The following is a 25,178-nucleotide window of genomic DNA, read 5'->3' on the forward strand; positions in this document are numbered from 1 at the left end:
GCCGCACGCTGGATCAAGCCGGATGCCACGGCCGGATCTGTTGTCGTCTTTGCCATCCTCAGGAGCGTCGCTGCGGCTTCTCGGGCGAAATAGTTGAAACGCGGCACGAGGTCGTTACCCCATCTGAGTTGCGATGGAATGAGTCGCGAGCCGGGAATCCGTTCCGATCTTTTGTTAAAAAAACGGCTGCAAGCAATTGGTTCCAAAACTGAAAAGACCTCAATCCGGGGCCGATACCGAGGCCGCGGACATCACGACGCGAACTCATGCAGGCCGATCCAGCCGGTGTAGAGCCCGACCAGGGCGATCAAGGCCGCCGAGACGTAGGGCGCGCGATGTGCGAAGCGGCTGAAGCCGCTCCAATGGCGTTCGACGTGCCGAATACCGAGAGCGGCAACGACGCCGGCCGATACCATGGTGATGGCGAGGCCGAGGCCAAAGCAGAGCACCAGTGCGAAGCCGAGGCTGAACTGCTTCAACTGAATACAGAGCAGAAGAACTGTAATGGCTGCCGGGCACGGGATTAGGCCGCCGGTGAGACCGAACAGGACGATCTGCGGTGTGGTGACGGTGCGTCCGGCGAAGCGCCTTTGGATGTCGGCGGCATGAGCGCGAGCGTGCGCGTCATCCTGTTCCCCGAGGTCCATGTGGTCGTGATCGTGCTCCCCGAAACGCATTTCGGCGACATCGCCCGCGAGTGCGATGCGTGCCTTGAAGGCGTGCGGTTCCGGAATCTCCTCGGTGCTCTCCAGATATCCGTCGCGGTCGACGAACGCGAAGCTCTGTTCGCTGCCATCGGCACGGACTGTCGTCACCCCGATGTCCGCGGCGGAAGGGAGGCCACCTGCGTCGCTGGAAATCCGCCAGCGCGGCGGAACGCCGGTCTCGAACACCGCGATCGAAAGCGTCCTGCCCGCGAGCGAGACGGCCTGCGGTTCGTCCTGGTGATGATCGTGGCCGTGCTCCTCGGTCGTCCCGCGCCAGGTGCGCCAGACCATCCACGCGGCGACTCCGAGGATGATGAGTGCAGACGCGATCTGGAGATAGGCTTCGCTGCGCTCTCCGGAGAGATCGTGGCCGAAGTAGAGGCCGAGAAAGGCGACCGCCCATACCACCGCCGTGTGCGAGATCGTCGCCGACAGTCCAAGAAGCACGGCCTGGAAGACCGTGCCACGGATCGCAACGATGAAAGCGGCCATCATGGTCTTGGAATGGCCGGGCTCGAGACCATGCAGCGCGCCGAGAAGAATCGCGCTCGGAACGAAGAGCCATGCGTGAGCACTGCTCTGCTGCAGCAGGTGCGACAGATCGGTCATGAATTCACTTCAAATAGGTTCGGACGACGTCGATCAGGTCGGCCGCACCCTTGGCCTTTTCGGGATCCTCTTCGCGGTCCGGATCCACGACGTGATGGCGGATGTGGTCCTCGATCAATTCGGTGGTGAGCCCGCCGACGGCGCCCCGGACCGATGCGACCAGCATCAGGACGTCCGTGCAGCCGAGCTCGGCCTCCAATGCACGCTCGACCGCGTCCAGTTGCCCCTTGATGCGCTTCACCCGCGCCAGGAGCTTCGACTTGTGCTTGATGGTGTGCGACATCCCCATAAGATAGGGGGGTACCCTATTTCGGTCAAGGTGAGCGCGATGGCGCGTGTCGCAGGCCGGCCAAGCGAGACGGTTCCGCTCCCATTGACGCCGGCCTGCGCCTTGGCGGTGAGATGAACGGTTCCGGAGCGGTGAAGTCTTCGTGATCCTTCGGCGTGACATCTCGGGTGCGAACGGGTTGACAGCTCCGGCTTCAGGAGTTCTATTTGCGGTACGGGGATGTGCGATCTCCCCGCGAGGCGACATGCCCAAGCATCGCGTCCTGGATCACCAAGGGCGCCGCATGTCATCATCATCCAGTTCGATTCCACCCGACAAATTGTCTCGACTGCTCGGTGCGTCGGCCGCGCGGACGCTTGTCGAGGATGACTTCGAGATGGCGGTGGTGACGTTCGGTGGGGCTTATGCGGTACTCACCTGCGTCGCCCGGCAGGCCGCCGAATGCCATTGTTGGGTGGCTCCCCGGGAGATCATCTGCTCCCGGCGGTCACCCGCTGCCGTCGTGATCCTGAATCTGTTGATCTGCTTCTCGCTGCACACGAGACCTCATCGAGCGGCGGTATGACGACTGACTTCACCTGGGGCAGGACAACCAGGAGAACGATCATGCGGATACCGAATATCTCTCAAGTCGCAGCCTTGCTGGCGTTAGTGGCGGGGCTGTCACCCGCCCATGCGCTGACCCAGGAAGAGCTCGTCGCCAAGATTCAGGCAGCCGGCTATTCGCAAGTCAGGGACATCAAGTCCACCGCGGAAGGCACGACCGCGAAGGCGATGAAGAACGGCAAGGAAGTGCGGCTCGTCGTCGATAGCGGCGGCCGGATCAAAGAACAGCAGGACTGAGGAAGGAGCAGCGCGATGAGAAAAGCAATCCTGGCCCTGATCGGCATCGGCGCCTGCGTTCTGGCGCCGGCTTCGGAATGGCTCGCCTCGGCGGCCCATGCGCAAGACGTCGACTGGCAAAAGGTCGACGAGACGCTCGGCCGCAAGCCCGCCGTCTCTGACGACGTTCACCGCTACAGCTTTCCGCGCACGGATCTCGCGGTGACGTTGGACGGAGTGCCGATCAAGCCGGCACTGGCGCTCGGCGGCTGGATCGCATTCAAGCCCGCGCATGGCGGTGCCATGGTCATGGGAGACCTTGTGCTCCTCGAGACTGAGATCAATCCGGTCATGGCCAAAATGATCGCGAGCGGTCTCGAGATCACCGCCGTGCATAATCACTTGCTGCGGGCGAACCCTGCGACCTTCTACATGCACGTCGCCGGTCATGGAGAACCTGTCAGACTGGCCTCGGCCATCCACGACGCGCTGGCCGAAAGCAAGACGCCATTGGTGGTCCCGGCGCCGACGGGGCCGTCGCCTGCCGTGGACCTCGATACGGCGAAGCTCGATCAGATCATCGGCGTCAAGGGGCAGGCCAACGGAGGGGTCTACCAGTACAGCGTGAAGCGACGCGATGCGATCACGCAAGATGGCACTCCGCTGACGCCAGTCGGCGCGATGGGCGTCGCGATTGGAATCAATTTCCAGCCGACCGGAGCAGGCAAGGCGGCAATAACCGGAGACTTCGTTCTGACTGGCGACGAGGTCAACCCCGTGATCTTGGCGTTGCGGGCTCACGGCATCGAGGTGACCGCCTTGCACAGTCACATGCTCGATGAACAGCCGCGGCTCTTCTTCATGCACTTCTGGGCGAACGACGATGCCGTGAAGCTCGCGGAAGGTCTCCGCGCGGCGCTCGACAAGACTGCCAGCACGAAGAGCTAGCCAAAGACGGCCGGCCTGCCCGCTACAGCCTAAGACGCGTGGTGGTCTCCGCACTGCGCGAGCCGGTTCGTGAGCCCCCGGTGCTTACACTGTAGCGGGCGCAGAGCAGGGGATACCGAAATCGGCAAACCTTCTTCATGCCACAAGATCGACGACGAGAAGCAGGAGGCTCGAGGCGAGGCCGAAGCAGGGCACCCACATCGGGCAAATGAACGCCCCAGATGGCGCCGGCTGTCGTCTGCCCTTAATCCGGATCAGCGCGATATTCACGATTGCGAAAACAACAAGGGTGAAGCGCGCCGTGAGATCTGCAAGGCCACCAAGCGGAACGGCCAGTGAGAGTACGAGGATCGCTCCGATGCCGAACGCCGTCGCAAGAAGCGGCGTCTGCGTGACCGAATTCAACCGGGCAAAGACCCTTGGCAAATTGCCTTGATCCGCGAGACCATAGATGACGCGACCGATCATGATCATGTGCACAATGATGCCGTTGAGCGTGGCCACAATGGCGATTGCGCTCATGGTGACGAGCGGCAGGCCTGTCAGTCGCTCGAAGACCAGCGCAAGCGGTGCCGATGAGCGCGCGAGTTCCTGCGGAGGTACCGCCGTGACGGCAATCCACACAACCAGCGCGTAGATCAGCGCGGTCAAACCGAGGGTCAGGAACAGCGCACGGGGCAGGGTGCGACTCGGCTCCTTCATTTCCTCCGCAATGTTGACCACGTGCTCGAAGCCGATGAAGGAAAAGACTGCGATGAGGGCCGTTCCGCCCAATCCAATCCAGGCCTCCGTATCACGTGTCGGCGGCCACATTTCCGGCAGGCGTGTGACAACATCCGTCCCGTGACCGAGGCCAGTCACAATGATCAGCACGAGACCGCCCACCTCGACAACCGTCATGATCCCGGCGAAGGTGACGGATTGGGCCGTGGCGAGACACGCCACGACGCCCATCGCAAGAACGACTCCCGAGATGATCCACGGAGCCGAAATCGGCAGAAACACGGCAACATAGCCCGAGCTACCAACACTGATGGTTGCGGCGGAGATTGTTGCCGTCGCGACCACCAGAAGCCCGACCCCGAGGCTGAGCCATTTGCGACCAAAAGCGGCCTGCACATAAGCGGCCTCGCTGGCGCTGACGGGCATGCGCGTTCCCAGTTCGGCGAATGATGCTGCACTGAACGCCATCACAAGGGCTGCACCGATGAAGGCAAGTGGCGCATGCATACCACTGCGTGCCGCGGCGATCCCGACCAGGACGTAGATTCCTGCGCCGATGGTGACGCCAAGGCCATAAAGCACCGCTTGGGTCAGCGACAGTGACCGCAACAGGCGCTGCGACTCGGCCGGCGAGCCAGCAGCCTCGATAGACATTCGACGTTCTCCTCGCTTGGAATGACACGTGCACCCGCACGTGTTCAGGGCAGAAACGGTCTCAGCTGCAAGTCGATCGAGGAAGTCTTGCGTGGAGTGGTCTTGCTCTCAGCCGATGGCTGGGCCGTAAAATGCACCAGCCGCTGCCGCGAAAGCAACCAAGATGGCGGGGGCGCCGGAATTCCTCCAACGGCATTCACGGCCTCGACTGATGCCGGAGCTACGAAGTCCGAGTGGAGCCCGAAGCAGCGCAGGTCTGCAAGGACTTGATCCACGTCAACGAGGGGTCATCGAGCCCGAACTACGTTGTGTCGAGAGGATCTTGAGATGCAGCTCTTCAATTCGACGCGGAGATACGGCGCGATTCCTCAGATACTGCATTGGCTCACGGTGCTGCTCGTGGCCGTTGCCTGGGTCATTGGCGTGTTCGGTGATGTGCTGCCCAAGGGCGCGCCGCGGGAGTCCGGCCTGTTCGTCCACGTGATGGCCGGAACCGCGATCCTCGCGCTTCTGGTGGTGCGTCTGGCTTGGCGGCTGGCCGATCCATCTCCACCGCCCGAAGCGACCGAGTTCGCCTCATGGATGGGAAAGTGGCAGGATCCGGCCGCGCGTTTCGCGCACTACGTCCTTTATGCGCTGCTTTTTGCCGTGCCTGTCGTTGGCATTGTGTTGCAGTTTGCGCGCGGTGATGCCTTGCCGCTGTTTGGCATCGCCGAGATCGCCTCGCCTTGGGCCAGGGACCGCGCGTTTGCTCACAACGTCAAGGAAGTGCATGAAATTCTCGCCCATGCGCTGGTCATCGTGGCCGCAATGCATGCGGCTGCAGCGCTGATCCATCACTGGATCTTCCGCGATCGGACGCTCCTTCGCATGCTCCCTCACTCGGACACTTAATTAAAGGAATGACGCGCCTGCAGGAGATGACGAGTCCGCCGGACACCTCTGCCGGCGTGACTGAAAGGCCGGGATCTGGTCGATCGCTCCGCTCGTCGTCCGGATTGACAATCTCCAGGCAAACCCGATCGGGAGACACGCCAATGCTGGAGTATCGCGTCAGCGCCAGACGGATCGATGCGCATGAAAGCGTCGCAGACTGCAAGGATGCGACCGTGGTGCTCGATACGGATGTCATGGGACGGCGGGATGCGTTCAACCCTGCGGAGCTTCTGCTTGCTGCGGTGGCTGCCTGCATGATCAAGGGAATCGAACGTGTCACGCCGATGCTCAAGTTCCATATGAGCGGCGTCGAAGTGCGCCTGATCGGCGTCCGGCAGGACAGCCCGCCGATGATGGCGTCGATCGACTATGAGCTGATCATCGACACCGACGAAGATGACCGTCGGCTCGAATTACTCCATCAGAATGTCCGGAAGTATGGGACGATATCCAACACCGTGGCGGCCGCGACGAAGTTGCAGGGCGTGATCAGGAGAAAGACATGAGCCGCCTTCACGTCCATCCGGAAAGCCACCTGGTGGCGCGGATCGGATGGCTCAGGGCGGCCGTTCTGGGCGCCAATGACGGCATCATTTCGACTGCGAGCCTGATCGTCGGTGTTGCCGCGGCAGCAGCGACTCGAAACGACGTCCTGATCGCCGGCGTTGCGGGGCTGGTCGCTGGAGCGATGTCGATGGCCGCCGGAGAATATGTCTCGGTCAGTTCGCAGTCGGACACGGAGCAGGCCGACCTTGCGCGAGAGCGCAAGGAACTCAGCGACAACCCGGCATTTGAACGCGATGAGCTTGCCGACATCTACATCAAGCGGGGTGTCGAGCAATCCCTGGCGCGGCAGGTGGCGGAGCAGTTGATGGCGAAAGACGCACTGACAGCTCATGCGCGTGATGAATTGGGAATATCCGAGATCACCGCAGCGCGGCCTATCCAGGCTGCCCTGACCTCGGCCATGATGTTTTCGGTGGGGGCCGCCATGCCCTTGCTGATGGTCGTCCTGTCGCCGGTCAACGCGCTGGTCCCGATCGTGTCCGCGGCGTCTCTCGCCTTCCTCGCGGTGCTGGGTGCGATCGGCGCAAAGGCGGGCGGGGCGAACATTCCGCGCGCCACGGTTCGCGTGACGTTCTGGGGGGCTTTCGCCCTCGGTCTCACCGCAGGCATCGGAAAGCTGTTTGGGGCCGTCGTTTGAAATCGGTGCTTTGAATAGCCTTCGAGAGCGAACTTGCTTCCGGCATCGTGCGCCGGATGCGAAGCCGGCAAGAACCGAAGCGATGATCCCGCACAATGGCGCAGCGATCGCCGCCATCGAGGAGTAAGCCGCGAGCACCAATGCTGCCTTTCCATCGGCGGCAGGGTCTGTCGCGGCAAGAAATATGCGACCATGCTCGGCAGAATGATGGTCAACGGCACGCTGGCGGCAACGGACGCCGCAGAGTTCAAGTCCGATCGCGGCGCGACCGATAGGGTCATCCTCGACGCTCGCGCGATGAAGGAGGACGTGCTGGTCCGCATTCGCCTGCAGATGCGGAGGCTGTTCGGATTGTTCGGGATGTCCGGTTACGAGGCCATCGAACCGCGGCGCGTAATCAGGCCTCCTGCCTCTTTCGTGCCAGCGCGCGCGGCGCGATGCCGTAGCGGCGACGGAACAGGCGGCTGAAATGCGAGGGGTCGTTGAAGCCCCAGCGCAGGGCAATGCTGGTGATGCTTTCGGTGCGGCGCGCGGCTTCCAGATCGCTGCGGCAACGGTCGAGGCGGCGCTGGCGGACGACGCCGTGCATTCTCGCGACACCCGACGCGTATGATTGGTGCATGGAGGCGGCGAAATTCTCGCCATTGTGGCGCAACGAGGTCACCGTGCGGACCCTGGAGCTGACCTTCAGCTTCGAGCCGGCTGCTTATCTGCATCGCATCGCGCCGCGTCCGCTGATGGTCATCGCTGCGGAGGGCGACACGCTGATGCCGATCGAGGCGGCGCGCGCGGCCTTCGCCCAGGCGGGCGAGCCGAAGCAGTTCGTCAGCCTGCCTTGCGGTCACTTCGCGCCTTATGTCGAATGTTTCGAGCAGTCGTCGGCGGCGGCGCGCGACCATGGCGGCGATCGCCGCCGCTGAGAGGTTTCGCGCGGAGCTGATCGGCAGGATCGATCTTCGTTTGGTTGGTGACGCGCGATGACGCGGATGGCAGCTTCGGCGACTCACGCCGCTGGGTGTTGCTCTCCGGGCGATCCGTTTGCGGGGGGAGCCGCGACAGTGCGCGAGACTGACTGTGCCGGGATCAACGCAAGTCATCGCGTTTGACGTTGGCCGGGGGCGCGCCCGCCGAGGCTCAGCGGGCTTCGGGGAAACGCCCCGCGACCGGTCCCGCATGCCGCTACGCTCATGGCGGGCCACGGGACTGGTCACGAGGGCAGGGACGCGCTGGGCCTCGGTGCCGGGCGAACGCCGCGAAACCGCCCCCTGTGCGGCCCCGAGGTTTCCATCAGCAGCCCCTCAGCGGCAATTCCAGGTGGTTCCTTGCGCGCAGACCGCGTTCGGGCTTTCGCCGCCATACACCTGATAGGGGTATTCGCCTTTGCGATAATAGCCATAGGCGTAGGGGTTCGGGCCGTAATAGGCCGGCACCTCCTCATAGGCCGGGCCGCCATAGACCGGACCACCATAATAATCATAGGCGTCGCGGCTCGCGGCGATCGCAAGACCGGTGCCGATGGCTCCCGCCGCAAGGGCCGCGCCGGCCGCAGCGCCGCCGTGCCAGCGCCGATTCCGAGCATCGGCACTCGTCGGCGTCAGGGCGCCGATCGCGAGTGCGGTCAATGAAGCGATGATGGCCGTGCGGCCGAGGAGTGATTGTTTGGTCGACATGTTGTGCCTCCGGTGAAGTGCGCCGTGATCGACGGATGTCTCCCGCGTCGGGCTCTGCCGATAACTGTTGACGAATGCCAGAGCCGAACAATGCCGGCAGACGGATAAGCGATTGCGGTTCTGAACCTGAACTCGCTTGCGGAGCCGGCGGCGGTCCCAAAGCGAAGGTCAGGTCCACCGTATGAGAACCGCTGCTCCCCTCTGGAGTTCCAGCCCGGCCGGAACTTTGATGCGATCGGACCTGTGCCGCTGCGTCCTTGCTCTGCCGACCCAGGCGCTCGGCGCGGCGGACAATTCATCACTGTGACAGACGTTTGAAGGGATGTCGACGAGACCGGCCACGATGCTCCGCTCAACGCGTGCCATCCGGAGCCGCACGACGGGCAATCTCTGCATCGCCCGCATGCGCCAGCCGCCCGTCGTGCCAGTTTGTCGCGGACGCATCGCTTGTCTCGTCGGGCAAATCACCTCCACCTTTCCGCGCATCCCGGCTCGCTGAAGAGGGACGTTTCGCGATCGTCACGAGCGTCGAGCTGGAAGATGCGACGGGCGTGTTGCTCTGCAGCCTGGTGTCACAGCCGGGCCGGCGAACGGAGCGATGCGACGGCGAAATGGTGTGGTCCTGGCATCGCGGTGCTGATGCCAAGCCGGTCGGGATGATGATCCGCTGGCGACGGGGGCAAGACAGCCGATCCCCGGGGAGAGCGCCTATAACCCGTTCAAACCGTCGCGCAGGGAAGGCCGGATATTGGGCTGAACCTGTGGTTCTACCGCGTGCTTATTTGCTGCACGCGGACCGCGGGTATCAGTCGATACCCGGCCTTCCCTGCGCCTCTTCTTCCCGGGAAGAGGTCGACCGATCGCAAAAACTCGGGCACGGGCCGCCGCGAGATGGCATCGTCGCGCCTGCTGTTTGAAACGTGGAGAAGGTGACCGTGACGAGATCGCGCGCCGGCGTGGCGCCCACGTCTCAATCCTGTAAGCGGCGTAAGGTGTCACAGGCCGCATACGGATCGCGTTCATCTGAGAGCCGCTTGTGTGGCGGTCGAAGATCTCGTTCAAGCGGCAAGCTGCGATGTGCAGATCTGATCGTCGGCAAGTGGTCGGCAGCAGCTGCCTCGCTACTTCAGAAACCCTCTGAACTTGCGCAGCGAGAAGGCGAAGAGGATCGTGCCGATCACGAACAAGGACGCGAACTGCCTCCAAACGACGTCGAAGCCGGCTCCGCGGAACAGGATCGACTGCGCCATCATGACGAAATGCGTATTTGGCGCGGCCAGCATGATGTCCCGGATCAGCTCGGGCATACTCTCCCGCGGGGTCATGGTTCCGGAGAGCAGCTGCAGCGGCAGCAGCACGAGCATCAGCAGCAGACCAAATTGCGGCATCGTGCCGGCCTGGGTGGCAAGGAAGATGCCGAGGCTGGTCGTGGCGAACAGGTAGAGGGCCGTTCCGGCCAGGAACAACAGCCACGAGCCTTCAATCGGGACGGCGAGCAGCCCGTGGATGACGACGCCCAGCGCGAAAGTGGACGCCGCCAGCACCACGAGCCCCATCGACCAGATCTTGGCGAGCATGATCTCGGACGGCGTCACCGGCATCACGAGCAGGTGCTCGATCGTACCGTGCTCGCGCTCCCGAATCAGCGCGGCTCCGGTCAACACGATCGAGAGCATCGTGATATTCGACATCAGGTTGTTGATGGCGCCAAACCAGGCCTGCTTGAGCTCCTGGTTGAAGCGCGCCCGCAGGTCCAGATCCACCTGCAGGGCGGCGGAGCTGCGATATCGCCTGAGGAACTCGCTGACCTCACTTGTGAGGATCGACTGGATGTAGCCCGCGCCGGTAAACGCCTGTGAGACGCGCGTCGCATCAATGTTGAGCTGAAGCGCGGGAGATTTCCTCGCCAGCAGGTCGCGCTGGAAGTTTGGCGGAATGTCGAGAGCGAAGGTGTCGATGCCATTGTCCATCCGCCGATCCATCTCCGGCTGGCTGATCAGCCGGGGCAGGGAAAAATAGGGCGGGTTGAATGCCGTGATGATGCGGGACGAGGCCGGCGACCGATCCTCGTCGACGATGGCGATGGTCGCCATGTTCAGGTTTTCCGGCATCGACTTGGAGCCGGTGTAGATGGCGACCGAGAACGCGTAGATGATGAGCACGAGCATCATCGGATCGCGGAGCAGGCTGCGCAGCTCCTTGATGCCAAGCTGGACGATGTTGACGATCTGCATGATCAATCTGCCTGCTTCTTGAGGAGCGCGGCGCCCGCTCCGATCAGCACGGGAATGGCCGCGGCCAGCGGCAGCAGCTGCGTCCACAGCTCGCGAAGATCGAGCGCCTTGGAGAACGTGCCACGCGCAATGGTCACGAAATAGGTGGTCGGGTAGACCCGGCCGATGACTGCTCCCACGCCCTGCAGCGAAGAGACCGGATCGATCAGACCGGAGTATTGGACGGCGGGGATCATCGTGAGCAGCGTCGTGGCGAACATCGCCGCGATCTGGCTGCTGGTGAAGCTCGAGATCAGCAGCCCGATCCCGGTCGTGGCGGTGACATAGAGCAGCGCGGCGAGCATGAAGGTCGGGAAGCTTCCCGTGAACGGGACGCGGAACACGAGGACTGCAAACAGGACGAGCAGCACCGCGTTGGACAGGGCGAGTGCGACGTAGGGGAGCTGCTTGCCGACCAGGAACTCGAGCCTGGTGACCGGCGTGACGTAGAAGTTGATGATCGAGCCGAGCTCCTTTTCCCGGACGACGCTGAGGGCCGCCAGCATCGAGGGGATCATCAGCAGCAGGAGCGGAATGACGGCGGGCGCCATGGCGACGAGGCTCGCCACGGCCGGATTGTAACGGTAGCGCATCTCGAGCTGGAATTCACTGGTGGCGGCGCGCTTCCCCAGGAGCTGGGTCGCCTTCTTCGACAGCCAGTCGGCATGGATGCCTTGCACGTAGCCGCGCACCGTCTCGGCGCGGCTCGGCATCGCTCCGTCGATCCACGCGCCGATCTGCACGTTCCGTCCGTGCTCGAGATCGCGGCCGAACCCCGGCGGGATCTCCAGCGCCAGGCTGAGTTCGCCGTTGCGCATGCGCCGGTCCAGATCGGTATAGTCCGCGATCGGCGGCCTTTCGACGAAATAGCGCGATCCCGCGATCTGCAGCGCGTAGTCGCGGCTGATGGTCGTATTGTCGCGATCGAGCACGGCGAAGGACAGGTTGTCGACGTCGAGGTTGAGGCCGTAGGCCATCACCAGCATCAGGACCACGCTGCCGATCGTGGCGAGAGCGGCCCGGATCGGATCGCGCCGCAGCTCCAGCGCCTCACGCTGGCTATAGGCGAGCAGACGCCTCGCATCGAACAGGCGCCGTCGCCCGGCTTTGCGTTCCGCGGCGACATCGTCTCCGTCCCGAGCCGTCGGGGCAGGCGTGGGCACCGGATCCGTTGCGTGCGTCGCCTCCTCCAGATACGCGATGAACGCCTGCTCCAGCGTCGATGCCGCGCGCTGCGCGACGATGGCCGCCGGCGTGTCGCTGACGAGCACGCGTCCCGCATGCATCAGCGAGATGCGGTCACAGCGCTCCGCCTCGTTCATGAAGTGCGTCGAGACGAAGATGGTGACGTTGTCCCGGCGCGACAGATCGGCCAGGATCCGCCAGAACGCATCGCGGGCCACCGGGTCCACGCCCGATGTGGGCTCGTCCAGGATCAGCATCTCGGGCAGATGGATCATCGCCACCGCCAGGGACAGTCGCTGACGGATGCCGAGCGGCAGGGCCTCGGGCAGTGCGTCCATGACGCCGGCAAGCTCGAAGCGCTGCGCCATGTCTTCGATCCGCGCCGGTGTCTCTGCCGGAGGCAGGCCGAACAGACGCGCGTGCAGCTCGAGGTTCTGCTGCACGGTCAATTCGGTGTAGAGCGAGAACGCCTGCGACATGTAGCCGACGCGGCGGCGGACGGCCATGTCGTTCGGGTCGACGTCGTGCCCGAATAGGCGCGCCTCTCCCGAGCTGGCCGGCAGCAGCCCGGTCAGCATCTTCATCGTCGTGGTCTTGCCGCAGCCGTTCGAGCCGAGGAAGCCGAAGATCTCGCCACGCCCGATGCGGAAGCTGACATCGTCGACCGCCGTGAAATCGCCGAACCTCATCGTCAGGTGGTCGGCCTCGATCGCGACGTCCTCGTCGGCTGCAGCGGCACGCGGCGGAATCACCACGGGCGCGTGGTCTTGGCGCTTTTCATCCGGCAGGAGCGCAATGAAGGCGTCGTCGAGCGTCGTCGTTCCGGTCTGCTGCAGCAGTTCGCGCGGCGTCGCGGCCGTCAGCACCCGTCCGGCATCCATCGCCACCAGCCAGTCGAATCTGGCCGCTTCCTCCATATAGGCGGTGGAGACGATGACGCTCATGCCGGCCGAGTCGGCCCGGATGTTGTCGATCAACTGCCAGAACTGGCGGCGCGACAAGGGATCGACGCCCGTGGTTGGCTCGTCGAGAATCAGAAGGTCCGGGTCATGAATGAGCGCGCAGCACAGCCCCAGCTTCTGCTTCATGCCGCCGGACAGCTTGCCGGCCGGCCGCTCGGCAAAGGCCGCCAGGCCGGTGCGCTTCAGCAGGTCGCCGATGCGGCGCTCGCGCTCGTGCCTGTCGTGCCCGAACAGACGTCCGAAGAAGTCGACATTCTCGAACACCGACAGCGTCGGATAGAGGTTCTTGCCCAGCCCCTGCGGCATATAGGCGATCTTCGGGCAGACCCGCGCGCGATGCGCGGCATCCGCCATGTCGCCGCCGAGCACCTCGACCCGGCCTTCCTGGATGACCCGCGCGCCGGCGATCAGCGACAGCAGGCTGGACTTGCCGACGCCGTCAGGCCCCAGCAGGCCGACCATGCAGCCCGACGGCAGATCGAGCGTGATAGCGTCGAGCGCTCGCGTCTTGCCGAAGCGGAGGCCGACCTCTTCCAGACGGACAATGTGGCGTTGCGGCTGGTGATCAGCGCCCACCGGCTTCCCGCTCATTGCACCAGACCTCGCTGCAGCGTCGCCGGCCAGTCCGCATTCTGATCGAGCTGGACATAGGCCATGCCCGGCAGCCCGGTCTTGACGTTGCGGATGTTCTTCCTGAGCAGCTCCGGCGATATCCGGGCCTTGATCCGGAACATCAGCTTCTGCCGTTCCTCCTCGGTCTCCACTGTCTTCGGCGTGAACTGCGCGACGTCGGCGACGAACGTCACCTTCGCCGGCACGATGTATTGCGGCGCCGCGTCGAGCACGAGGCGGACATCGCTGCCCATGGCGACCCGCCCGGCCTCTGCCGTCGGCAGGAAGAACGTCATGTAGACGTCGCCGAGATCGACGAGGTTGAGGATGCGTCCGCCCGCCGCCAATACCTCGCCGAGCTGGGCGACGCGATATTGCACACGACCGTCGCGGGGTGACCTCAAGGTGCTGTCATTGATATCGGCAGAGATCGTCTCGATGGCCGCCCGCGCTGCATCGACCGCGGCCTCGGCATCCACCACCTGGGCTTTGGCCGCACTCAGCGCTGCCTCGGTCGCGGCCGCATGGGCCTTGGCTGCACTTACCGCTGCCTTGGTCGCGAGTGAATTGGCGCGATCGTCGTCGAGCACCTGCTGCGAGACCGCGGCGGTGGTGATCAACTGCTCGGAGCGTGCACGCTTCTTCTCGGCCTGTTCGAATTTCGCGTCCTGCTGAGCAACCGTGGCATCCGCCGCGACGCCTTCCGCCTCCCTCTGGCGGATCAGGCTCTTCGCCGTCTCGACTCCGATGACGGCGCGCCGCAACTCGGCCTCGGCTTGACGACGCCGCGCTTCCAGCTGCTCCGTGTCCATTCGCACCAGGACCTGACCGGCGGAGATGAAATCGCCCTCGTTGACCAGGATCTCCTTGATCCGGCCGGCGATCTTGGTCGACACGTCGATCTCGGTCGCCTCGATCCGCCCGTTGCCGCTGGCGAGCCCTGGCGGGAGCCCCGGATGGCTGAGCTTCTGCCACGCATAGTACCCACCGCCCGCACCCAGCAAGAGGAGCAGCAACAGGACCTTCCGCCATGACGTCCGCGGCGGCGGCCGCTTGGTCGGCTTGACCGAAAGCGGGGCCGCGCCGGTCGGCGACGGGGCAGGGGGCAGCGAACTCTTGGACGGGGTCTCCAGGGCTCCAGTCATCGGTCAGTCCTCCATGATCTGCGCGACGCGACGCGCCATGCCCCGATGCGCGCCGAAGCTCCGCGTTCGACCCGCGCATGCGGTGGGACCTGCACCAGCCAATGCCGGACGTGCTCGCTTGACCATGGAGATGATTTCCTCTGCAGCTTCGAAAGGCTGGCCAAGCCTAGGCCATCACGGGCCGCCCGGCTTGATGCAAGTCAACACACGTTGACCTGCCGAGCATGTTAGGATGATCGTGGCCGGACCGACCGGCATGCCGCTCCGCTCCTGTCCAATCGGAACGGCGACACCCGATAGCGAGCCCTCATGACCGCCACCGCAACATCGCGCCCTAAGACCAGCTCTCGCGAGCGGATCCTGAAGGCCGCCGTCAAACGCTTTTCGCAGAACTCTTACGAGCGGACGAGCCTGCGGGACATTGCAGGGGACGTCGGCATCGACGTCTCCTATGTGCATCGCTGCTTCGGATCCAAGGAGAAGCTGTTTACGGAAGCCATCCGAGACGCTGCGGACATGACGGATTTGATCGCGGGAACGCCGGAGGAGATCGCCGCCTCTATGGCGCAGCGCGCGGTGTCAAGCCGCCCACCAAAGGGGCAGGCGCTCGGGATCTTCATTCATTCGATTTCGAGCCCGGAAGCGCTGCCGATCTTGCGGCAGTTCGTCCTGGAGACGGCGATCGAGCCTCTGTCCGGCCGGATCGGGGATGCGAGCGCCCGCTGTGCCACGCTCGCGATGGCGCTGCTGACCGGGGTCACCCTGTTCAGGAACGTCATTCGCGTCAAACCTTTCGTGGAGTCCGACGAGGACGAACTGCGGGCCCTCATCGCCGGCGTGCTCGGCGCAGTCCTGGAGCATCAAGGCGAGGGCGGCACGACATGACGACGCGGTCCCGCCACGCTGAGTTCACCACCGGGAGAGTGAGGTCCGGAAAAGTCGAATGAGCTGCTCCGCAGCGGGAGGTTCGCGTGAGCAGGTCCAACTCAGTCGACGTTGAAGCACTGGGGCCGGTCACGGGCGCCGTTGGCGCGGTCATCTTGGGACCGTTCATCGCGAGCTTTCAGAGTCGCCTGCTCGGCATCGGGCTTCCCGACATCAAGGGCGCGATGGGGCTCGGCTTCGACGAGGGCGCCTGGCTCAGCGCCGCCGGTCCGAACAGGTGAGCGGCGCGTCTCTCGGCGGCGTGCTCGGTGCGACTCTGGATCGCGGGCCAAGCATGGCACGACATGATGACGCGGAGCGTGGCCTAAGGATTGTCCGTCACCCGGGGGAATCCGTCGGATTGAAGGAGCCACGTCTGTGGCGTGCCTCGCTCGCTGCCGCTGGGACAAAAACCTGTAGTCGCAGGCGGCCGACGATCGTCTGCCCTCCTAGATTTTCAGTCTCACCGCGATCGATTTGGCCGCCGGTGTCTTCGACTGCTGATCGTGATGCGATAGTGGCATGAGCGGATTCATCTCCGGATAGTACGAGCCGACGCATCCAGCAGGCAGGCTGAACGGCGTCACCTTCAACGGTCCCGCCTCGCGGTGGATGCCATCCTGCGCGTCGCTGATCAGCGAGACCATCTGTCCCTCCTGCAGTCCGGCCTTGGCGATGTCGTCGGGATTCATCAGCAGCACCTGACGGGTGCCCTCGATACCGCGCAGGCGGTCGCTGAATCCGTAGATCGTCGTGTTGAACTGGTCGTTGCTGCGCATCGTCAGCAGCCGGTAGCGTCCAGGTGCGTCGTCGAATCCCGCGGCGTCCAGGGTGTCGGGGACGGTGAACTCGGCCTTGCCGCTGGTGGTTTTCCAGATCCGCTCGCGTGCGGAATTGCCGCGATAGAATCCGCCCGGCTTGAACATCCGTTCGTTGAAATCGTGGAATTCGTCCGGGTAGGTCTGCGCGATCAGATCCCTGATCAGGGCGTAGTTGTCGACCCATTCGCGCCACTTCAGCCTGGGATTGGGCGGCAGGGTTGCCTCGGCCAGACTGGCGACGATGTCGACCTCCGATTTGAGATGTTCGCTTGCCGGCTTCCGCAACCCGATCGAGCCCTGGATGCAGCTGAACGTGTCCTCCATCGACACGGCTTGAGGCCCGCTGGCCTGCAGGTCCTGTTCGGTGCGGCCGCGACAGGGCAGCAGATAGGCGGTCCTGCCGTTCACCAGATGACTGCGGTTGAGCTTGGTCGCGATCTGGACCGTCAGGTCCATCTTGCGCCATGCACGTTCCATCGCCTCACGCTCCGGTATCGCTCGGACGAAGTTTCCGCCAAGGCCGAAAAAGGCTTTGACCTTCCCCGAGAGAATGCCTTCGCAGGCTTCGACCGTGTTCATCCCCTTGTCGCGGGGCGGATCGAACCCGAACTGTTCGGCGATCTTGTCGAGCGGCACCAGCTCCGGCTTTTCGGAGATGCCGACGGTGCGCTGTCCCTGCACGTTCGAATGCCCGCGGACCGGAGATATTCCGGTCCCGTCGCGGCCGATATTGCCCTTCAGCAGCAGCATGTTGACGAACATGGCGACATTCTCGAAGCCGTGAACATGCTGAGTCAGGCCCATCCCGTAGACGCCGATCACCCGGTCAGCCTTGACGTAGATCTCTGCGGCCCGCTCGATCGCGCCCTGGCTCAAGCCGGACTTCGCCTCGATCTCGGACCATGATGTGCCGCGCACCTTGGCCTCGAAGTCGCCGAAACCCTGGGTGTGTTGTTCAATGAAGCGGACATCGAGAACCCGTTTCCCCTCGGCCTTGGCCGCGTCGTCGGCGGCGAACACATGCTTGCAGATGCCCAGCATGACGGCGATGTCGCCGCCGAGCCGGACCTGGTGATATTGCGTGCTGATCGGCGTCTCGCTGCCGGTCAGCATCTCCGCCGGGTTCTGCGGGTTGGTGAACGCAATCAGGCCCTTCTCGCGCACCGGATTGAACGTGACGATCGGCACGCCGCGCTTCGCGGCATCCTGCAGCGGATGCAGGAAGCGAGGGCTGTTGGAGCCGGTGTTCTGGCCGAAGAAGAACATGGCGTCGCAATTCTTCAGGTCGTCGAACACGACCGTCCCGACGCCCGCGCCGATGACCTTCTTCAGGGCCACCGAGGTGGTCTCGTGGCACATGTTCGAGCTGTCAGGCAGATTGTTGTTGCCATAGGCGCGTGCGAACAGCGCGTAGAGGTAGGACGTCTCCAGGCTTGCCCGGCCGGACGAATAGAAGATGACGGATGTCGGATCGAGCCGACGGAGCTCTGCGCCGATCGCGTGGAAAGCCTCCTCCCACGAGCAGGGCTGATACTTGTCGCTCTCGGGGTCGTACCGCAGCGGATGCGTCAAGCGGCCCTGCTGCTCCAAATCGTAGTCGTTCCAGGTCAGCAGCTCGGCCACGGTGTGTTGCGCGAAGAAGTCGGGCGTGCACCGAAGCGTGGTGAGCTCCCACAGCGTGGCCTTGGCTCCGTTTTCGCAAAACTCGAAGGTGTGGTAGTCCGCGGGCTTCGCCCAGGAGCAGGACACGCACATGAACCCTTTGGGCTTGTTCTGCCGCGCCAGGGTCTCGAGCGCCGCCGGCGTGGCCCACTCCTTGCCGAAGATCCGTGCGATGCCGCGTAGCGATCCCCAGCCGCCGCTGGGCCCGTCGTAATGGACTGTGTGCTCGTGGTCCTGAAGGCTCCTATGATCGGCCTGAGACATCTTCAACTCCGTACGGCACGAGCCCCGCACGCAGCCAACGCACATGCGATGCCGCAGTTCCTGAGCTCAGTCGCAGGTCGATCGTGATCGCAGCTCGGAGGAAGGGCGGTCGTAGCCGAGTGGCTCAGCCACCGTGCTTCGGGGAACCAAATCTTCCGATCTGCCGCGTAACCTTGTTGCACGCCGGCCGCGGCTATCAGCGGACGGCCGCTTTTTCCGGCGCTTGTTCTTTGAACCGCGTCGGACTGTCGGCTGGTGCAGGGTGCAACCGCAAATTTGCCGTCGATCAATGGCTGATCCGGAGCAGGTTGCGCACGGCTGGCCGCCATTCGCCGGTCATGGTGTATTCGAGTCCGAGGCGTGCACCGCAGGTGATCGCCAGCATGGTCAGCGGCGCGGACAGCGCGAGCGTTGAGAGCGCCGAGAGGCCTTGGCCGATGGTGCAGCCCATCGACATGATGCCGCCGGTGCCCATCAGCAGCGCGCCGACCATGTGACGTTTCAGTTCGCGCGCGTCGTCGCAGGCCTCCCAGCGAAACACGTGCGAGAACATCGCCGCGACGAAGGAGCCCAGGATCACGCCCGCCACCGAGCCGATCGCGAAATCGGCCCGGCTGCCGGACAGCGTGGCGATATAGAGCACGGTGTTGCCGAGCGGGGCGACGAAAGTCAGCGAGGCCACGCGCGCCGGATCGAAATCGTCATTGCCGAGCCAGCCGGTGGCGAACCAGCCGAACGCAACCGCGCTGCCGACGGCGACGCCCGAGAGCAGCAGCCGTGGCGATTTGACGAGGCGCCCGTCAGCCAGCGCCCAGGCGGCCAGCGCGACGGCCGCGATGGAGACGACGGCCGGCCGCGCATATGATCCAAGCACTGTCGACAGCAGAACGTCGATGCCCTGGCTCATCGTCTCCGGCAGGCGCAGCGACAGCGGCTCGATGAGTCCAACGCGCAGGAATCCGGTGAGCCCGCGCATTGCGGCCAGGGCCGAGACGCCGAGCACCAGGAACACGACGATGGCGCGCAGATCGCCGCCGCCGATGCGGACCAGCGTGCCGAAGCCGCAGGTGCCGACCAGTGCCATGCCGATCCCGAACATGAAGCCGCCCAGGATGGCGCCGCCGAGCGGAATGGATGAGGTCAGATAGATGGAGCGCGAAAGATCGACGAGGCCGAAGCTCGCGAGTAATTGGGTGGCGACCAGCGCCACCGCCGCAGCCAGGGCGAAGGATTTGAGGCGCCGCGTATCCGCACCGAAAAACGCGTCCTCCAGCATCGCGAGCGTGCAGAACCGGCCGGCGCGCCCGGCAACGCCGAGAACGCCGCCTGCCAGCAGACCGCACATGAACGTCAATGCTGACGGACTGAGCATTCCCCCCGATGTCCTTGTTTTCGTCCCGGCATTGTGCGCCAGGATCGGCGGCGAAGCCAGACCTCCTGCCGCGCCCGCTGCTCTGTCTGCGGTGGGAGCCGGACGGTCAGCGAAGGCGATTGCGATGCGACGAATGTCAGCGGCGGCGCTTGCGGACGGGCTCACAGAAGACGTCGTAGATTGCCGTCAGGATCTTGCGGACGTCCTCGCTGGCGAGGCTGTAGTAGATCGTCTTGCCCTCGCGCCGCGTCGTGACCAGCCGGTCGAGCCGGAGACGGGCGAGCTGCTGCGAGACGGTCGACTGCCGCTCGCCCAGGAACTGCTCGAGCTCGGTGACGGATTTTTCGCCTTCGGAGAGAATGCAGAGCAGCAGCAGCCTGGACTCGTGGGACAGCGCCTTCAGCATCTCGCTGGCTTCCCGCGCCTTCTCGATCATCTGCTCGAGCTCGGCGGAGGTTTCGATGTCCTTCAACTTCGGCAGCGGCATGAATTCTGGATCCTCGATTGTCCGTCAGGAGCGGGCCGGCGCCCCGCTTGTAGCATTCATTATACGGCCGAGCAGCCCAAAGAAAAACGCATCACCGGGATAGCCGCGGATCCGGCCGATTTCGCGGCCCTGATCGACCACCACGAAGGTCGGGGTGAACGCGCCCGGATCGATGCCGGCGAGATCCGCCGGCAGCGGCTGGCCGAGGTCGACCCGCCGCAGCGGCAATGCGCGGCCTTCGTCAGTTCTGGAATAGATCGGCGCGATCTCGGCATTGAACCGGGCGCACCAGCCGCAGCCCGCACGTTCGAACATCACGAGTTCGGAGGCGGCGGCCGGCAACGAGAGACAAAGGCCCGCCGCCACCGCCCATGCGAGTTTTGCGATTTTGAGCGTCATGCCGCAATCCTCTTGCTGGACTTGCGCTCCAATCTATCATTGAATTCGAATATGTACTAGTGCTCCGTTTCCGAAGCCCGCGTCGTCAAGGCGGGCTGCATGGGGCAGGGGTGTCCAGCCCGGGAGGAATGATGGATCTCGACGTCACGCTGGGCGCCGCGCTGGCCGCGGGGCTGCTGTCCTTCCTGTCGCCGTGCATCCTGCCGCTGGTGCCGCCGTTCCTGTGCTACATGGCCGGGGTGTCGGCGGCCGAGACCGTCATCGAGGCCGCACCGGTGCCGCGGCGGCGCACGGTCTTGACGGCGCTCTGCTTCGTCGCCGGCTTTTCGCTTGTCTTCGTCGGTCTTGGCGCCACCGCCTCCGTGTTCGGCCGATTCATCGCCGGCCACCTCAGCCAGCTCGGCCTCGTCGCCGGCCTCGTCATCATCATGATGGGCCTGCATTTCCTCGGGCTGCTCAGGATTCCGCTGCTGTACCGCAGCGCGACCATCGATGTCGGCCGCAAGCCGGCCGGACTGCTCGGCGCTTTCGTGATGGGGTTGGCCTTCGCCTTCGGCTGGACGCCATGCGCGGGGCCGGTTCTGGCCGCCGTGCTGATGATGGCCGGCGCGGAGGCGACAGTCGCCAAGGGCGCTCTGCTGCTCGCGGCCTATTCGCTCGGAACCGGAATCCCGTTCCTGATCGCCGCCGCCTTCATGAGCGAGTTCATGACCCTGCTGAAGGGCATCAAGCCGCATCTCGCGTTGGTCGAGAAGACCATGGGCGGCTTTCTGGTGCTGACCGGCGCGGCCTTTCTCACCGGCGTGGTCCCGCGGATGTCGGAATGGATATTCGAGCGCTTTCCCTCGCTGGCCACGATCGGCTGATCAGCCGAAGCGGAAGTCCAGCAGATTGACGAAGGACTGCAGCTCGATCTCATAGCGATGCACGAGACCGGCATCGCCCTCGCGTGCGGCACGGCCGATCTCGCCCGCGCTTGCTGTGGCGCCGTCGATCAGGCGGCGGAATTCGGCCTGGCTCGCAACGTCCGGCGTCGCCAGGCCGCTGCAGCGCTGCAGCCGCTCGCGCAGCGCGGTGCCGGCCTGGACGACATCGCCGGCATCTGCCTTGCCCGCCGCGAACCGTATCGCGGCGTTGCGCAACTCGTTCATGACAGGTGACAGGCCGAACACGCAATCGCTGAGCTCGACCACGCCGGCCTCGCGTCTGAAGGCGTGAAGCGACTGGCGCAACGCGGCAATGGCCGCCGCAGCGCGGGCACCATCACCCGCGGCCAGCGCTTCGTCCGCCTGCTTCAGGCGATCGTGTCCAGTGGCGATCAGCGCGGCGAAGGATTGGGCCGAAGACGGCGCATTGGAGCGCTCGGCGAGCCTGGCCCAGGCGGTCCGGGCGTCGTCGAGCTCGAGCTGCGCCAAGCCCACATTGCCGGTGCGCCCATAACTCGCGGCTGTGCGCAGGCTGGCCATCGCCGCGTGCATGAAGGCCGCAACATCCGCGTTCTCTTCGGTGTGCCCGCGTATGCCATGCGCGAGGCATGACAGCACGAGCGACAGCAGGATGGCGCGGCGCAGCATCGAATGTCCCTTCTCACATTCTACTATTCGAATATTATGTATCGAAATTCCATGGACTTGGCAAAGCGCGCGAGCAGGCTGATGATGACGAACCGGACGATGACCCGACGCGATCTGGTTGCGCTGCTGCCTGCAGCAGCCGCGTTCGGCGCCATACACACGCCGGCGCGCGCCGACGCGGTGCTCGGCGATGACGGGCTCTATCACCAGTCCTGGTTCCTCAACAGTTTCCTGGATCTGCGCGAGGACCTCGAGAGCGCCTCGTCCGAGGGCAAGCGGCTTGCTGTGATGTGGGAGCTGCGCGGCTGTCCCTATTGCCGCGAGACGCATCTGGTGAACTTCGCCGATCAAGCGATCGCGGACTACATCCGCGCCAATTTCGAGGTGCTGCAACTCAACCTGCTCGGCGCGCGCAAGGTGATCGATTTCGATGGCCGGGAGCTGACCGAGAAGGAGCTCGCCGAGCGCTACGCGATCCGATTCACGCCGACGTTCCAGTTCTTTCCGCCGTCGGTCGACGGCGTTGCAGCCAAGGAGCCGCTTGCACGCGAGGTGGCGCGCGCGCCCGGCTATCTCAAGCCGCCGCATTTCCTCGCGATGTTCCGCTTCGTACGCGACAAGGCCTATGAGCGCGGCTCGTTCCGCGACTATCTCACGTCGTCGAAGGGTTGAGTGCGCTGCCGCATCGAATTCGGTTGACATTAATCACATTATCAAATCATAATTTATGAATATGATGGACCGTAAGTCCGTCGCATCAGCAGGCGAGGGGAAGCCTCGTCGGTCAGGGTGGAAACATGCGCCGTTTGATTCCGGCCGCCTTGCTCTGCGTGTTGCTGTCGGCAACCGCGCGAGGTGACGAGCCGATCAGGCTCGACATCGTCGACTATGCGATTCCAAAATCCCTGACGGGTGCGCCCGGCAATGCCGAGGCCGGCAAGAAGGTGTTTCTGACGCGGACGCTGGGTAACTGCCTTGCCTGTCATCAGGTCTCGGCGCTGAAGTCGGAAGAGTTTCACGGCGAGTTCGGTCCGTCGCTGGATGGCGTCGCGACCCGCTACAATACGGCGCAGCTGCGCCTGATCGTTGCCGATCCCAAGCGCATTTTCACCGACACGGTGATGCCCGCCTTCTACAAAAACGACGGACTCAATCGGGTCAGGCCGGAATTCGTCGGCAAGTCCGTCCTCACGGCCGCGCAGGTCGAGGACGTCGTCGCGTTTCTCGAAACATTGAAATAACCGCCTCTGGAGGATGATGCATGGGCGCAATCAACAGACGACAGGCGTTCCTTCTCGGTGGCGGTTTCGTCGCCTTGACGGTGCTGCCGATGGCCGCCAACGCCGAGCCGAGCAACGACGCGGCCGAGCTGATCAAGAAGTTCACCGGTGGCAAGGAAGCGGCCAAGGGCAAGATCACGCTCGATCTGCCTGAGATTGCCGAGAACGGCAACACTGTGCCGCTCGCGCTCACGGTCGAAAGCCCGATGACGGCCGAGAACTACGTCAAGGAAGTGCTGTTCGTGGCCGACGGCAATCCCAATGCCGGCGTCGCGACTCTGATGTTCACGCCGATGTCCGGCAAGGCGGAGGCGTCGATCCGCATCCGTCTGGCGCAGACCCAGAACGTGATCGCGGTCGCGAAGATGAGCGACGGCTCGCTGTTCACCGAGCGCAAGACGGTCAAGGTCACCATCGGCGGCTGCGGCGGCTGAGACAGGAGAGAGAACATGGCAGACAAGCCGCGGATCAAGCTTCCGAAGGAAGCCAAGAAGGGCGAGATCATCCAGATCAAGACGCTGGTCTCGCATCTGATGGAATCGGGCCAGCGCAAGGATGCACAGGGCAAGCCGATTGCACGCAAGATCATCAACAAGTTCACCTGCGAGTTCAACGGCAGGCCGGTGTTCTCCTGCGCGCTGGAGCCGGCGATCTCGGCGAACCCATACATCCAGTTCGACGCCAGGATCGACGAGGAGGGCACCTTCAAGTTCGCCTGGACCGATGACGACGGCTCGGTGGTGACAGCCGAGGAAAAGATCGCGCTGAAGGCCTGACCGGAATCGTGTGATCGCTACGGGGAGTGACGGATGTCCATTCGCTACGGTTCTCTCGCTGGTCTGGCGACGGCTGCGCTGGTCCTCTCGGCGGTCGCGACCTCCGGCGAGGAGCTGGAACGCAAGGGCATTCCGGCGCCTCCCGGTCACGTGTTCCAGACCATCATTTCGGGCTATCAGTTCCGCACCAAGGAAACCCGCGCGCTGCAGGACGACGACCTGGAGAATCCGGGTTTTCTCGCCGTGGAGCGTGCGGCCGATGTCTGGAAGACGGTCGACGGCGGCGAAGGCAAGTCGTGCATGAGCTGCCACGGCGAGGCCGAAAAGACCATGAAGGGCGTCGGCGCGGCCATGCCGAAATGGAGCGAGAAGCTCAACAAGCCCGTCAATCTCGAGCAGCAGATCAACATCTGCCGCACCGAGCACATGAAGGCGGAGCCCTGGGCGTTCAAGTCCAAGGAGCTGACGGACATGACGACCTTCGTGCGCTTCCAGTCGCGCGGCCTGCCGGTGGCGGTGAAGGCCGACGGTCCGATGTCGCCATGGTTCGAAAAGGGCAAGGAGATCTACTACACGCGCGTCGGCCAGCTCGATCTCGCTTGCGCCTCCTGCCACGAGAAGAACAACGGCAAGTTCATGCGCGCCGATTTTCTCAGCCAGGGCCAGACCAACGGTTTTCCGACCTACCGGCTGCGCGATCAGCGCCTGATCCCGCTGCACGAACGCTTCGAGGGCTGCATGTTCGACGTGCGCGGCGTACCCTACAAGCCGCTGTCGGACGAGTTCCTCGCGCTCGAGCTCTACGTCGCCTGGCGCGGCATCGGTCTGCCCGTCGAGACACCGTCGGTCCGCAACTAGCTGCGGACACAAGGAAGACACA

The 25,178-nt window shown here is 64.2% G+C and carries 28 protein-coding genes; 15 read left to right on the forward strand and 13 right to left on the reverse strand.

The features are described 5' to 3' along the window. Positions 1-251: 251 nt before the first annotated feature. Both BBTA_RS17060 and BBTA_RS17065 read right to left on the reverse strand, forming a co-directional pair. Positions 252-1,316, reverse strand: coding sequence for a sulfite exporter TauE/SafE family protein (locus tag BBTA_RS17060; RefSeq protein ID WP_012043738.1), 1,065 nt, complete (start codon positions 1,314-1,316; stop codon positions 252-254). 4 nt (positions 1,317-1,320) lie between these two features. After that, positions 1,321-1,599, reverse strand: a complete 279-nt coding sequence (locus BBTA_RS17065; RefSeq protein WP_041750712.1) for a metal/formaldehyde-sensitive transcriptional repressor — start codon at positions 1,597-1,599, stop codon at positions 1,321-1,323. 250 nt (positions 1,600-1,849) lie between these two features. Here BBTA_RS17065 and BBTA_RS17070 point away from each other — a divergent pair, with 250 nt between their 5' ends. From BBTA_RS17070 to BBTA_RS17080, 3 genes are read left to right on the forward strand one after another with little or no spacing between them, the layout of a single operon-like run. Further along, complete coding sequence (locus tag BBTA_RS17070) at positions 1,850-2,170, forward strand: hypothetical protein (RefSeq protein ID WP_148221459.1); 321 nt, start codon at positions 1,850-1,852, stop codon at positions 2,168-2,170. A gap of 41 nt (positions 2,171-2,211) precedes the next feature. Beyond that, positions 2,212-2,448 carry a PepSY domain-containing protein gene (locus tag BBTA_RS17075; protein WP_012043741.1) on the forward strand — a complete coding sequence of 79 codons (237 nt, stop codon included), beginning with the start codon at positions 2,212-2,214 and terminating at the stop codon, positions 2,446-2,448. Between the two features lie 15 nt (positions 2,449-2,463). Further along, positions 2,464-3,375, forward strand: coding sequence for a DUF1259 domain-containing protein (locus BBTA_RS17080; protein ID WP_012043742.1), 912 nt, complete (start codon positions 2,464-2,466; stop codon positions 3,373-3,375). A gap of 135 nt (positions 3,376-3,510) precedes the next feature. Here the strand turns inward: BBTA_RS17080 and BBTA_RS17085 are convergent, their stop codons facing one another. Next, positions 3,511-4,752, reverse strand: coding sequence for an APC family permease (locus BBTA_RS17085; RefSeq protein WP_012043743.1), 1,242 nt, complete (start codon positions 4,750-4,752; stop codon positions 3,511-3,513). A 327-nt stretch (positions 4,753-5,079) separates the two neighbouring features. On the opposite strand from BBTA_RS17085, the gene BBTA_RS17090 reads away from it, so the two are divergent. From BBTA_RS17090 to BBTA_RS17100, 3 genes are all read left to right on the forward strand, one after another. Then, positions 5,080-5,646 (forward strand): cytochrome b, encoded by a 567-nt coding sequence (locus BBTA_RS17090; RefSeq protein ID WP_041750714.1) that lies wholly within the window; start codon positions 5,080-5,082, stop codon positions 5,644-5,646. Positions 5,647-5,789: 143 nt separating this feature from the next. Further along, complete coding sequence (locus BBTA_RS17095) at positions 5,790-6,194, forward strand: OsmC family protein (protein WP_012043745.1); 405 nt, start codon at positions 5,790-5,792, stop codon at positions 6,192-6,194. Continuing rightward, positions 6,191-6,892, forward strand: coding sequence for a VIT family protein (locus BBTA_RS17100; protein WP_012043746.1), 702 nt, complete (start codon positions 6,191-6,193; stop codon positions 6,890-6,892). Before BBTA_RS17095 ends, BBTA_RS17100 begins: the two co-directional genes overlap by 4 nt. Before the next feature lie 397 nt (positions 6,893-7,289). Here the strand turns inward: BBTA_RS17100 and BBTA_RS38200 are convergent, their stop codons facing one another. After that, positions 7,290-7,481, reverse strand: a complete 192-nt coding sequence (locus BBTA_RS38200) for a helix-turn-helix domain-containing protein (RefSeq protein WP_049795375.1) — start codon at positions 7,479-7,481, stop codon at positions 7,290-7,292. A gap of 31 nt (positions 7,482-7,512) precedes the next feature. On the opposite strand from BBTA_RS38200, the gene BBTA_RS17110 reads away from it, so the two are divergent. Then, positions 7,513-7,812, forward strand: a complete 300-nt coding sequence (locus tag BBTA_RS17110) for a hypothetical protein (RefSeq protein ID WP_049795376.1) — start codon at positions 7,513-7,515, stop codon at positions 7,810-7,812. A gap of 378 nt (positions 7,813-8,190) precedes the next feature. On the opposite strand, the gene BBTA_RS17115 is transcribed toward BBTA_RS17110, so the two are convergent. The 4 genes from BBTA_RS17115 to BBTA_RS17135 all read right to left on the reverse strand — a co-directional run bounded on the left by BBTA_RS17115 (position 8,191) and on the right by BBTA_RS17135 (position 14,739). After that, a complete protein-coding gene (locus BBTA_RS17115; protein ID WP_012043748.1) occupies positions 8,191-8,562 on the reverse strand; it encodes a hypothetical protein in 372 nt (123 codons plus the stop codon). A gap of 1,121 nt (positions 8,563-9,683) precedes the next feature. After that, positions 9,684-10,796, reverse strand: a complete 1,113-nt coding sequence (locus tag BBTA_RS17125; RefSeq protein ID WP_012043749.1) for an ABC transporter permease — start codon at positions 10,794-10,796, stop codon at positions 9,684-9,686. Positions 10,797-10,798: 2 nt separating this feature from the next. Then, positions 10,799-13,573: a ribosome-associated ATPase/putative transporter RbbA gene (gene rbbA / locus BBTA_RS17130; RefSeq protein ID WP_012043750.1), complete on the reverse strand. Its 2,775-nt coding sequence runs from the start codon at positions 13,571-13,573 to the stop codon at positions 10,799-10,801. Continuing rightward, positions 13,570-14,739: an HlyD family secretion protein gene (locus BBTA_RS17135; RefSeq protein ID WP_012043751.1), complete on the reverse strand. Its 1,170-nt coding sequence runs from the start codon at positions 14,737-14,739 to the stop codon at positions 13,570-13,572. The genes rbbA and BBTA_RS17135 overlap by 4 nt, the downstream gene beginning before the upstream one ends. A 309-nt stretch (positions 14,740-15,048) precedes the next feature. Between BBTA_RS17135 and BBTA_RS17140 the strand changes: the two genes are divergently transcribed. Continuing rightward, positions 15,049-15,624 (forward strand): TetR/AcrR family transcriptional regulator, encoded by a 576-nt coding sequence (locus tag BBTA_RS17140; RefSeq protein WP_012043752.1) that lies wholly within the window; start codon positions 15,049-15,051, stop codon positions 15,622-15,624. An 86-nt stretch (positions 15,625-15,710) separates the two neighbouring features. Then, positions 15,711-15,905, forward strand: coding sequence for a hypothetical protein (locus tag BBTA_RS17145; protein ID WP_041750717.1), 195 nt, complete (start codon positions 15,711-15,713; stop codon positions 15,903-15,905). A 207-nt stretch (positions 15,906-16,112) separates the two neighbouring features. On the opposite strand, the gene BBTA_RS17150 is transcribed toward BBTA_RS17145, so the two are convergent. From BBTA_RS17150 to BBTA_RS17165, 4 genes are all read right to left on the reverse strand, one after another. Beyond that, entirely contained in the window at positions 16,113-18,410 is a 2,298-nt protein-coding gene (locus BBTA_RS17150) for an FdhF/YdeP family oxidoreductase (protein ID WP_041750718.1), read from the reverse strand. A 286-nt stretch (positions 18,411-18,696) separates the two neighbouring features. Next, entirely contained in the window at positions 18,697-19,782 is a 1,086-nt protein-coding gene (locus BBTA_RS17155; protein ID WP_041750719.1) for a YeeE/YedE family protein, read from the reverse strand. Positions 19,783-19,918: 136 nt separating this feature from the next. Then, positions 19,919-20,269, reverse strand: coding sequence for a helix-turn-helix transcriptional regulator (locus BBTA_RS17160; RefSeq protein ID WP_012043755.1), 351 nt, complete (start codon positions 20,267-20,269; stop codon positions 19,919-19,921). 24 nt (positions 20,270-20,293) lie between these two features. Then, the gene (locus BBTA_RS17165; RefSeq protein WP_012043756.1) at positions 20,294-20,668 is read right to left on the reverse strand and encodes a thioredoxin; all 375 of its coding nucleotides are present in this window, start codon (positions 20,666-20,668) and stop codon (positions 20,294-20,296) included. 131 nt (positions 20,669-20,799) lie between these two features. On the opposite strand from BBTA_RS17165, the gene BBTA_RS17170 reads away from it, so the two are divergent. Then, positions 20,800-21,534 carry a cytochrome c biogenesis CcdA family protein gene (locus BBTA_RS17170; protein ID WP_012043757.1) on the forward strand — a complete coding sequence of 245 codons (735 nt, stop codon included), beginning with the start codon at positions 20,800-20,802 and terminating at the stop codon, positions 21,532-21,534. Here the strand turns inward: BBTA_RS17170 and BBTA_RS17175 are convergent, their stop codons facing one another. Next, positions 21,535-22,242: a hypothetical protein gene (locus tag BBTA_RS17175; protein WP_012043758.1), complete on the reverse strand. Its 708-nt coding sequence runs from the start codon at positions 22,240-22,242 to the stop codon at positions 21,535-21,537. It lies immediately after the preceding gene. 99 nt (positions 22,243-22,341) lie between these two features. Here BBTA_RS17175 and BBTA_RS17180 point away from each other — a divergent pair, with 99 nt between their 5' ends. From BBTA_RS17180 to soxA, 5 genes are all read left to right on the forward strand, one after another. After that, positions 22,342-22,914, forward strand: a complete 573-nt coding sequence (locus BBTA_RS17180; protein ID WP_244424444.1) for a thioredoxin family protein — start codon at positions 22,342-22,344, stop codon at positions 22,912-22,914. Positions 22,915-23,039: 125 nt separating this feature from the next. Then, complete coding sequence (gene soxX / locus BBTA_RS17185; protein WP_041750720.1) at positions 23,040-23,483, forward strand: sulfur oxidation c-type cytochrome SoxX; 444 nt, start codon at positions 23,040-23,042, stop codon at positions 23,481-23,483. A gap of 20 nt (positions 23,484-23,503) precedes the next feature. Then, a complete protein-coding gene (gene soxY, locus BBTA_RS17190) occupies positions 23,504-23,956 on the forward strand; it encodes a thiosulfate oxidation carrier protein SoxY (RefSeq protein ID WP_012043761.1) in 453 nt (150 codons plus the stop codon). Positions 23,957-23,971: 15 nt separating this feature from the next. Then, positions 23,972-24,298: a thiosulfate oxidation carrier complex protein SoxZ gene (soxZ, locus tag BBTA_RS17195; RefSeq protein ID WP_012043762.1), complete on the forward strand. Its 327-nt coding sequence runs from the start codon at positions 23,972-23,974 to the stop codon at positions 24,296-24,298. Positions 24,299-24,331: 33 nt separating this feature from the next. After that, entirely contained in the window at positions 24,332-25,156 is an 825-nt protein-coding gene (soxA, locus tag BBTA_RS17200) for a sulfur oxidation c-type cytochrome SoxA (RefSeq protein ID WP_012043763.1), read from the forward strand. The last annotated feature ends 22 nt before the right edge of the window (positions 25,157-25,178 follow it).

This window comes from Bradyrhizobium sp. BTAi1 (assembly GCF_000015165.1).
GTDB classification, from domain to species: Bacteria; Pseudomonadota; Alphaproteobacteria; order Rhizobiales; family Xanthobacteraceae; genus Bradyrhizobium; species Bradyrhizobium denitrificans.

What these genes read in the sequence shown, in the direction of transcription:
- BBTA_RS17160 (WP_012043755.1), bottom strand. Translation starts at nt 20,269, where the DNA reads ATGCCGCTGCCGAAGTTGAAGGACATCGAAACCTCCGCCGAGCTCGAG.
- BBTA_RS17175 (WP_012043758.1), bottom strand. Translation starts at nt 22,242, where the DNA reads ATGCTGCGCCGCGCCATCCTGCTGTCGCTCGTGCTGTCATGCCTCGCG.
- BBTA_RS17070 (WP_148221459.1), top strand. Translation starts at nt 1,850, where the DNA reads ATGCCCAAGCATCGCGTCCTGGATCACCAAGGGCGCCGCATGTCATCA.
- BBTA_RS17060 (WP_012043738.1), bottom strand. Translation starts at nt 1,316, where the DNA reads ATGACCGATCTGTCGCACCTGCTGCAGCAGAGCAGTGCTCACGCATGG.
- soxX (WP_041750720.1), top strand. Translation starts at nt 23,040, where the DNA reads ATGCGCCGTTTGATTCCGGCCGCCTTGCTCTGCGTGTTGCTGTCGGCA.
- BBTA_RS17155 (WP_041750719.1), bottom strand. Translation starts at nt 19,782, where the DNA reads ATGCTCAGTCCGTCAGCATTGACGTTCATGTGCGGTCTGCTGGCAGGC.
- BBTA_RS17140 (WP_012043752.1), top strand. Translation starts at nt 15,049, where the DNA reads ATGACCGCCACCGCAACATCGCGCCCTAAGACCAGCTCTCGCGAGCGG.
- BBTA_RS17150 (WP_041750718.1), bottom strand. Translation starts at nt 18,410, where the DNA reads ATGTCTCAGGCCGATCATAGGAGCCTTCAGGACCACGAGCACACAGTC.
- BBTA_RS17165 (WP_012043756.1), bottom strand. Translation starts at nt 20,668, where the DNA reads ATGACGCTCAAAATCGCAAAACTCGCATGGGCGGTGGCGGCGGGCCTT.
- BBTA_RS17090 (WP_041750714.1), top strand. Translation starts at nt 5,080, where the DNA reads ATGCAGCTCTTCAATTCGACGCGGAGATACGGCGCGATTCCTCAGATA.
- BBTA_RS17110 (WP_049795376.1), top strand. Translation starts at nt 7,513, where the DNA reads ATGGAGGCGGCGAAATTCTCGCCATTGTGGCGCAACGAGGTCACCGTG.
- BBTA_RS17170 (WP_012043757.1), top strand. Translation starts at nt 20,800, where the DNA reads ATGGATCTCGACGTCACGCTGGGCGCCGCGCTGGCCGCGGGGCTGCTG.
- BBTA_RS17080 (WP_012043742.1), top strand. Translation starts at nt 2,464, where the DNA reads ATGAGAAAAGCAATCCTGGCCCTGATCGGCATCGGCGCCTGCGTTCTG.
- BBTA_RS17135 (WP_012043751.1), bottom strand. Translation starts at nt 14,739, where the DNA reads ATGACTGGAGCCCTGGAGACCCCGTCCAAGAGTTCGCTGCCCCCTGCC.
- BBTA_RS38200 (WP_049795375.1), bottom strand. Translation starts at nt 7,481, where the DNA reads ATGCACGGCGTCGTCCGCCAGCGCCGCCTCGACCGTTGCCGCAGCGAT.
- BBTA_RS17115 (WP_012043748.1), bottom strand. Translation starts at nt 8,562, where the DNA reads ATGTCGACCAAACAATCACTCCTCGGCCGCACGGCCATCATCGCTTCA.
- rbbA (WP_012043750.1), bottom strand. Translation starts at nt 13,573, where the DNA reads ATGAGCGGGAAGCCGGTGGGCGCTGATCACCAGCCGCAACGCCACATT.
- soxZ (WP_012043762.1), top strand. Translation starts at nt 23,972, where the DNA reads ATGGCAGACAAGCCGCGGATCAAGCTTCCGAAGGAAGCCAAGAAGGGC.
- soxY (WP_012043761.1), top strand. Translation starts at nt 23,504, where the DNA reads ATGGGCGCAATCAACAGACGACAGGCGTTCCTTCTCGGTGGCGGTTTC.
- BBTA_RS17065 (WP_041750712.1), bottom strand. Translation starts at nt 1,599, where the DNA reads ATGTCGCACACCATCAAGCACAAGTCGAAGCTCCTGGCGCGGGTGAAG.
- BBTA_RS17100 (WP_012043746.1), top strand. Translation starts at nt 6,191, where the DNA reads ATGAGCCGCCTTCACGTCCATCCGGAAAGCCACCTGGTGGCGCGGATC.
- BBTA_RS17125 (WP_012043749.1), bottom strand. Translation starts at nt 10,796, where the DNA reads ATGCAGATCGTCAACATCGTCCAGCTTGGCATCAAGGAGCTGCGCAGC.
- BBTA_RS17095 (WP_012043745.1), top strand. Translation starts at nt 5,790, where the DNA reads ATGCTGGAGTATCGCGTCAGCGCCAGACGGATCGATGCGCATGAAAGC.
- BBTA_RS17180 (WP_244424444.1), top strand. Translation starts at nt 22,342, where the DNA reads ATGACCCGACGCGATCTGGTTGCGCTGCTGCCTGCAGCAGCCGCGTTC.
- BBTA_RS17085 (WP_012043743.1), bottom strand. Translation starts at nt 4,752, where the DNA reads ATGTCTATCGAGGCTGCTGGCTCGCCGGCCGAGTCGCAGCGCCTGTTG.
- BBTA_RS17075 (WP_012043741.1), top strand. Translation starts at nt 2,212, where the DNA reads ATGCGGATACCGAATATCTCTCAAGTCGCAGCCTTGCTGGCGTTAGTG.
- soxA (WP_012043763.1), top strand. Translation starts at nt 24,332, where the DNA reads ATGTCCATTCGCTACGGTTCTCTCGCTGGTCTGGCGACGGCTGCGCTG.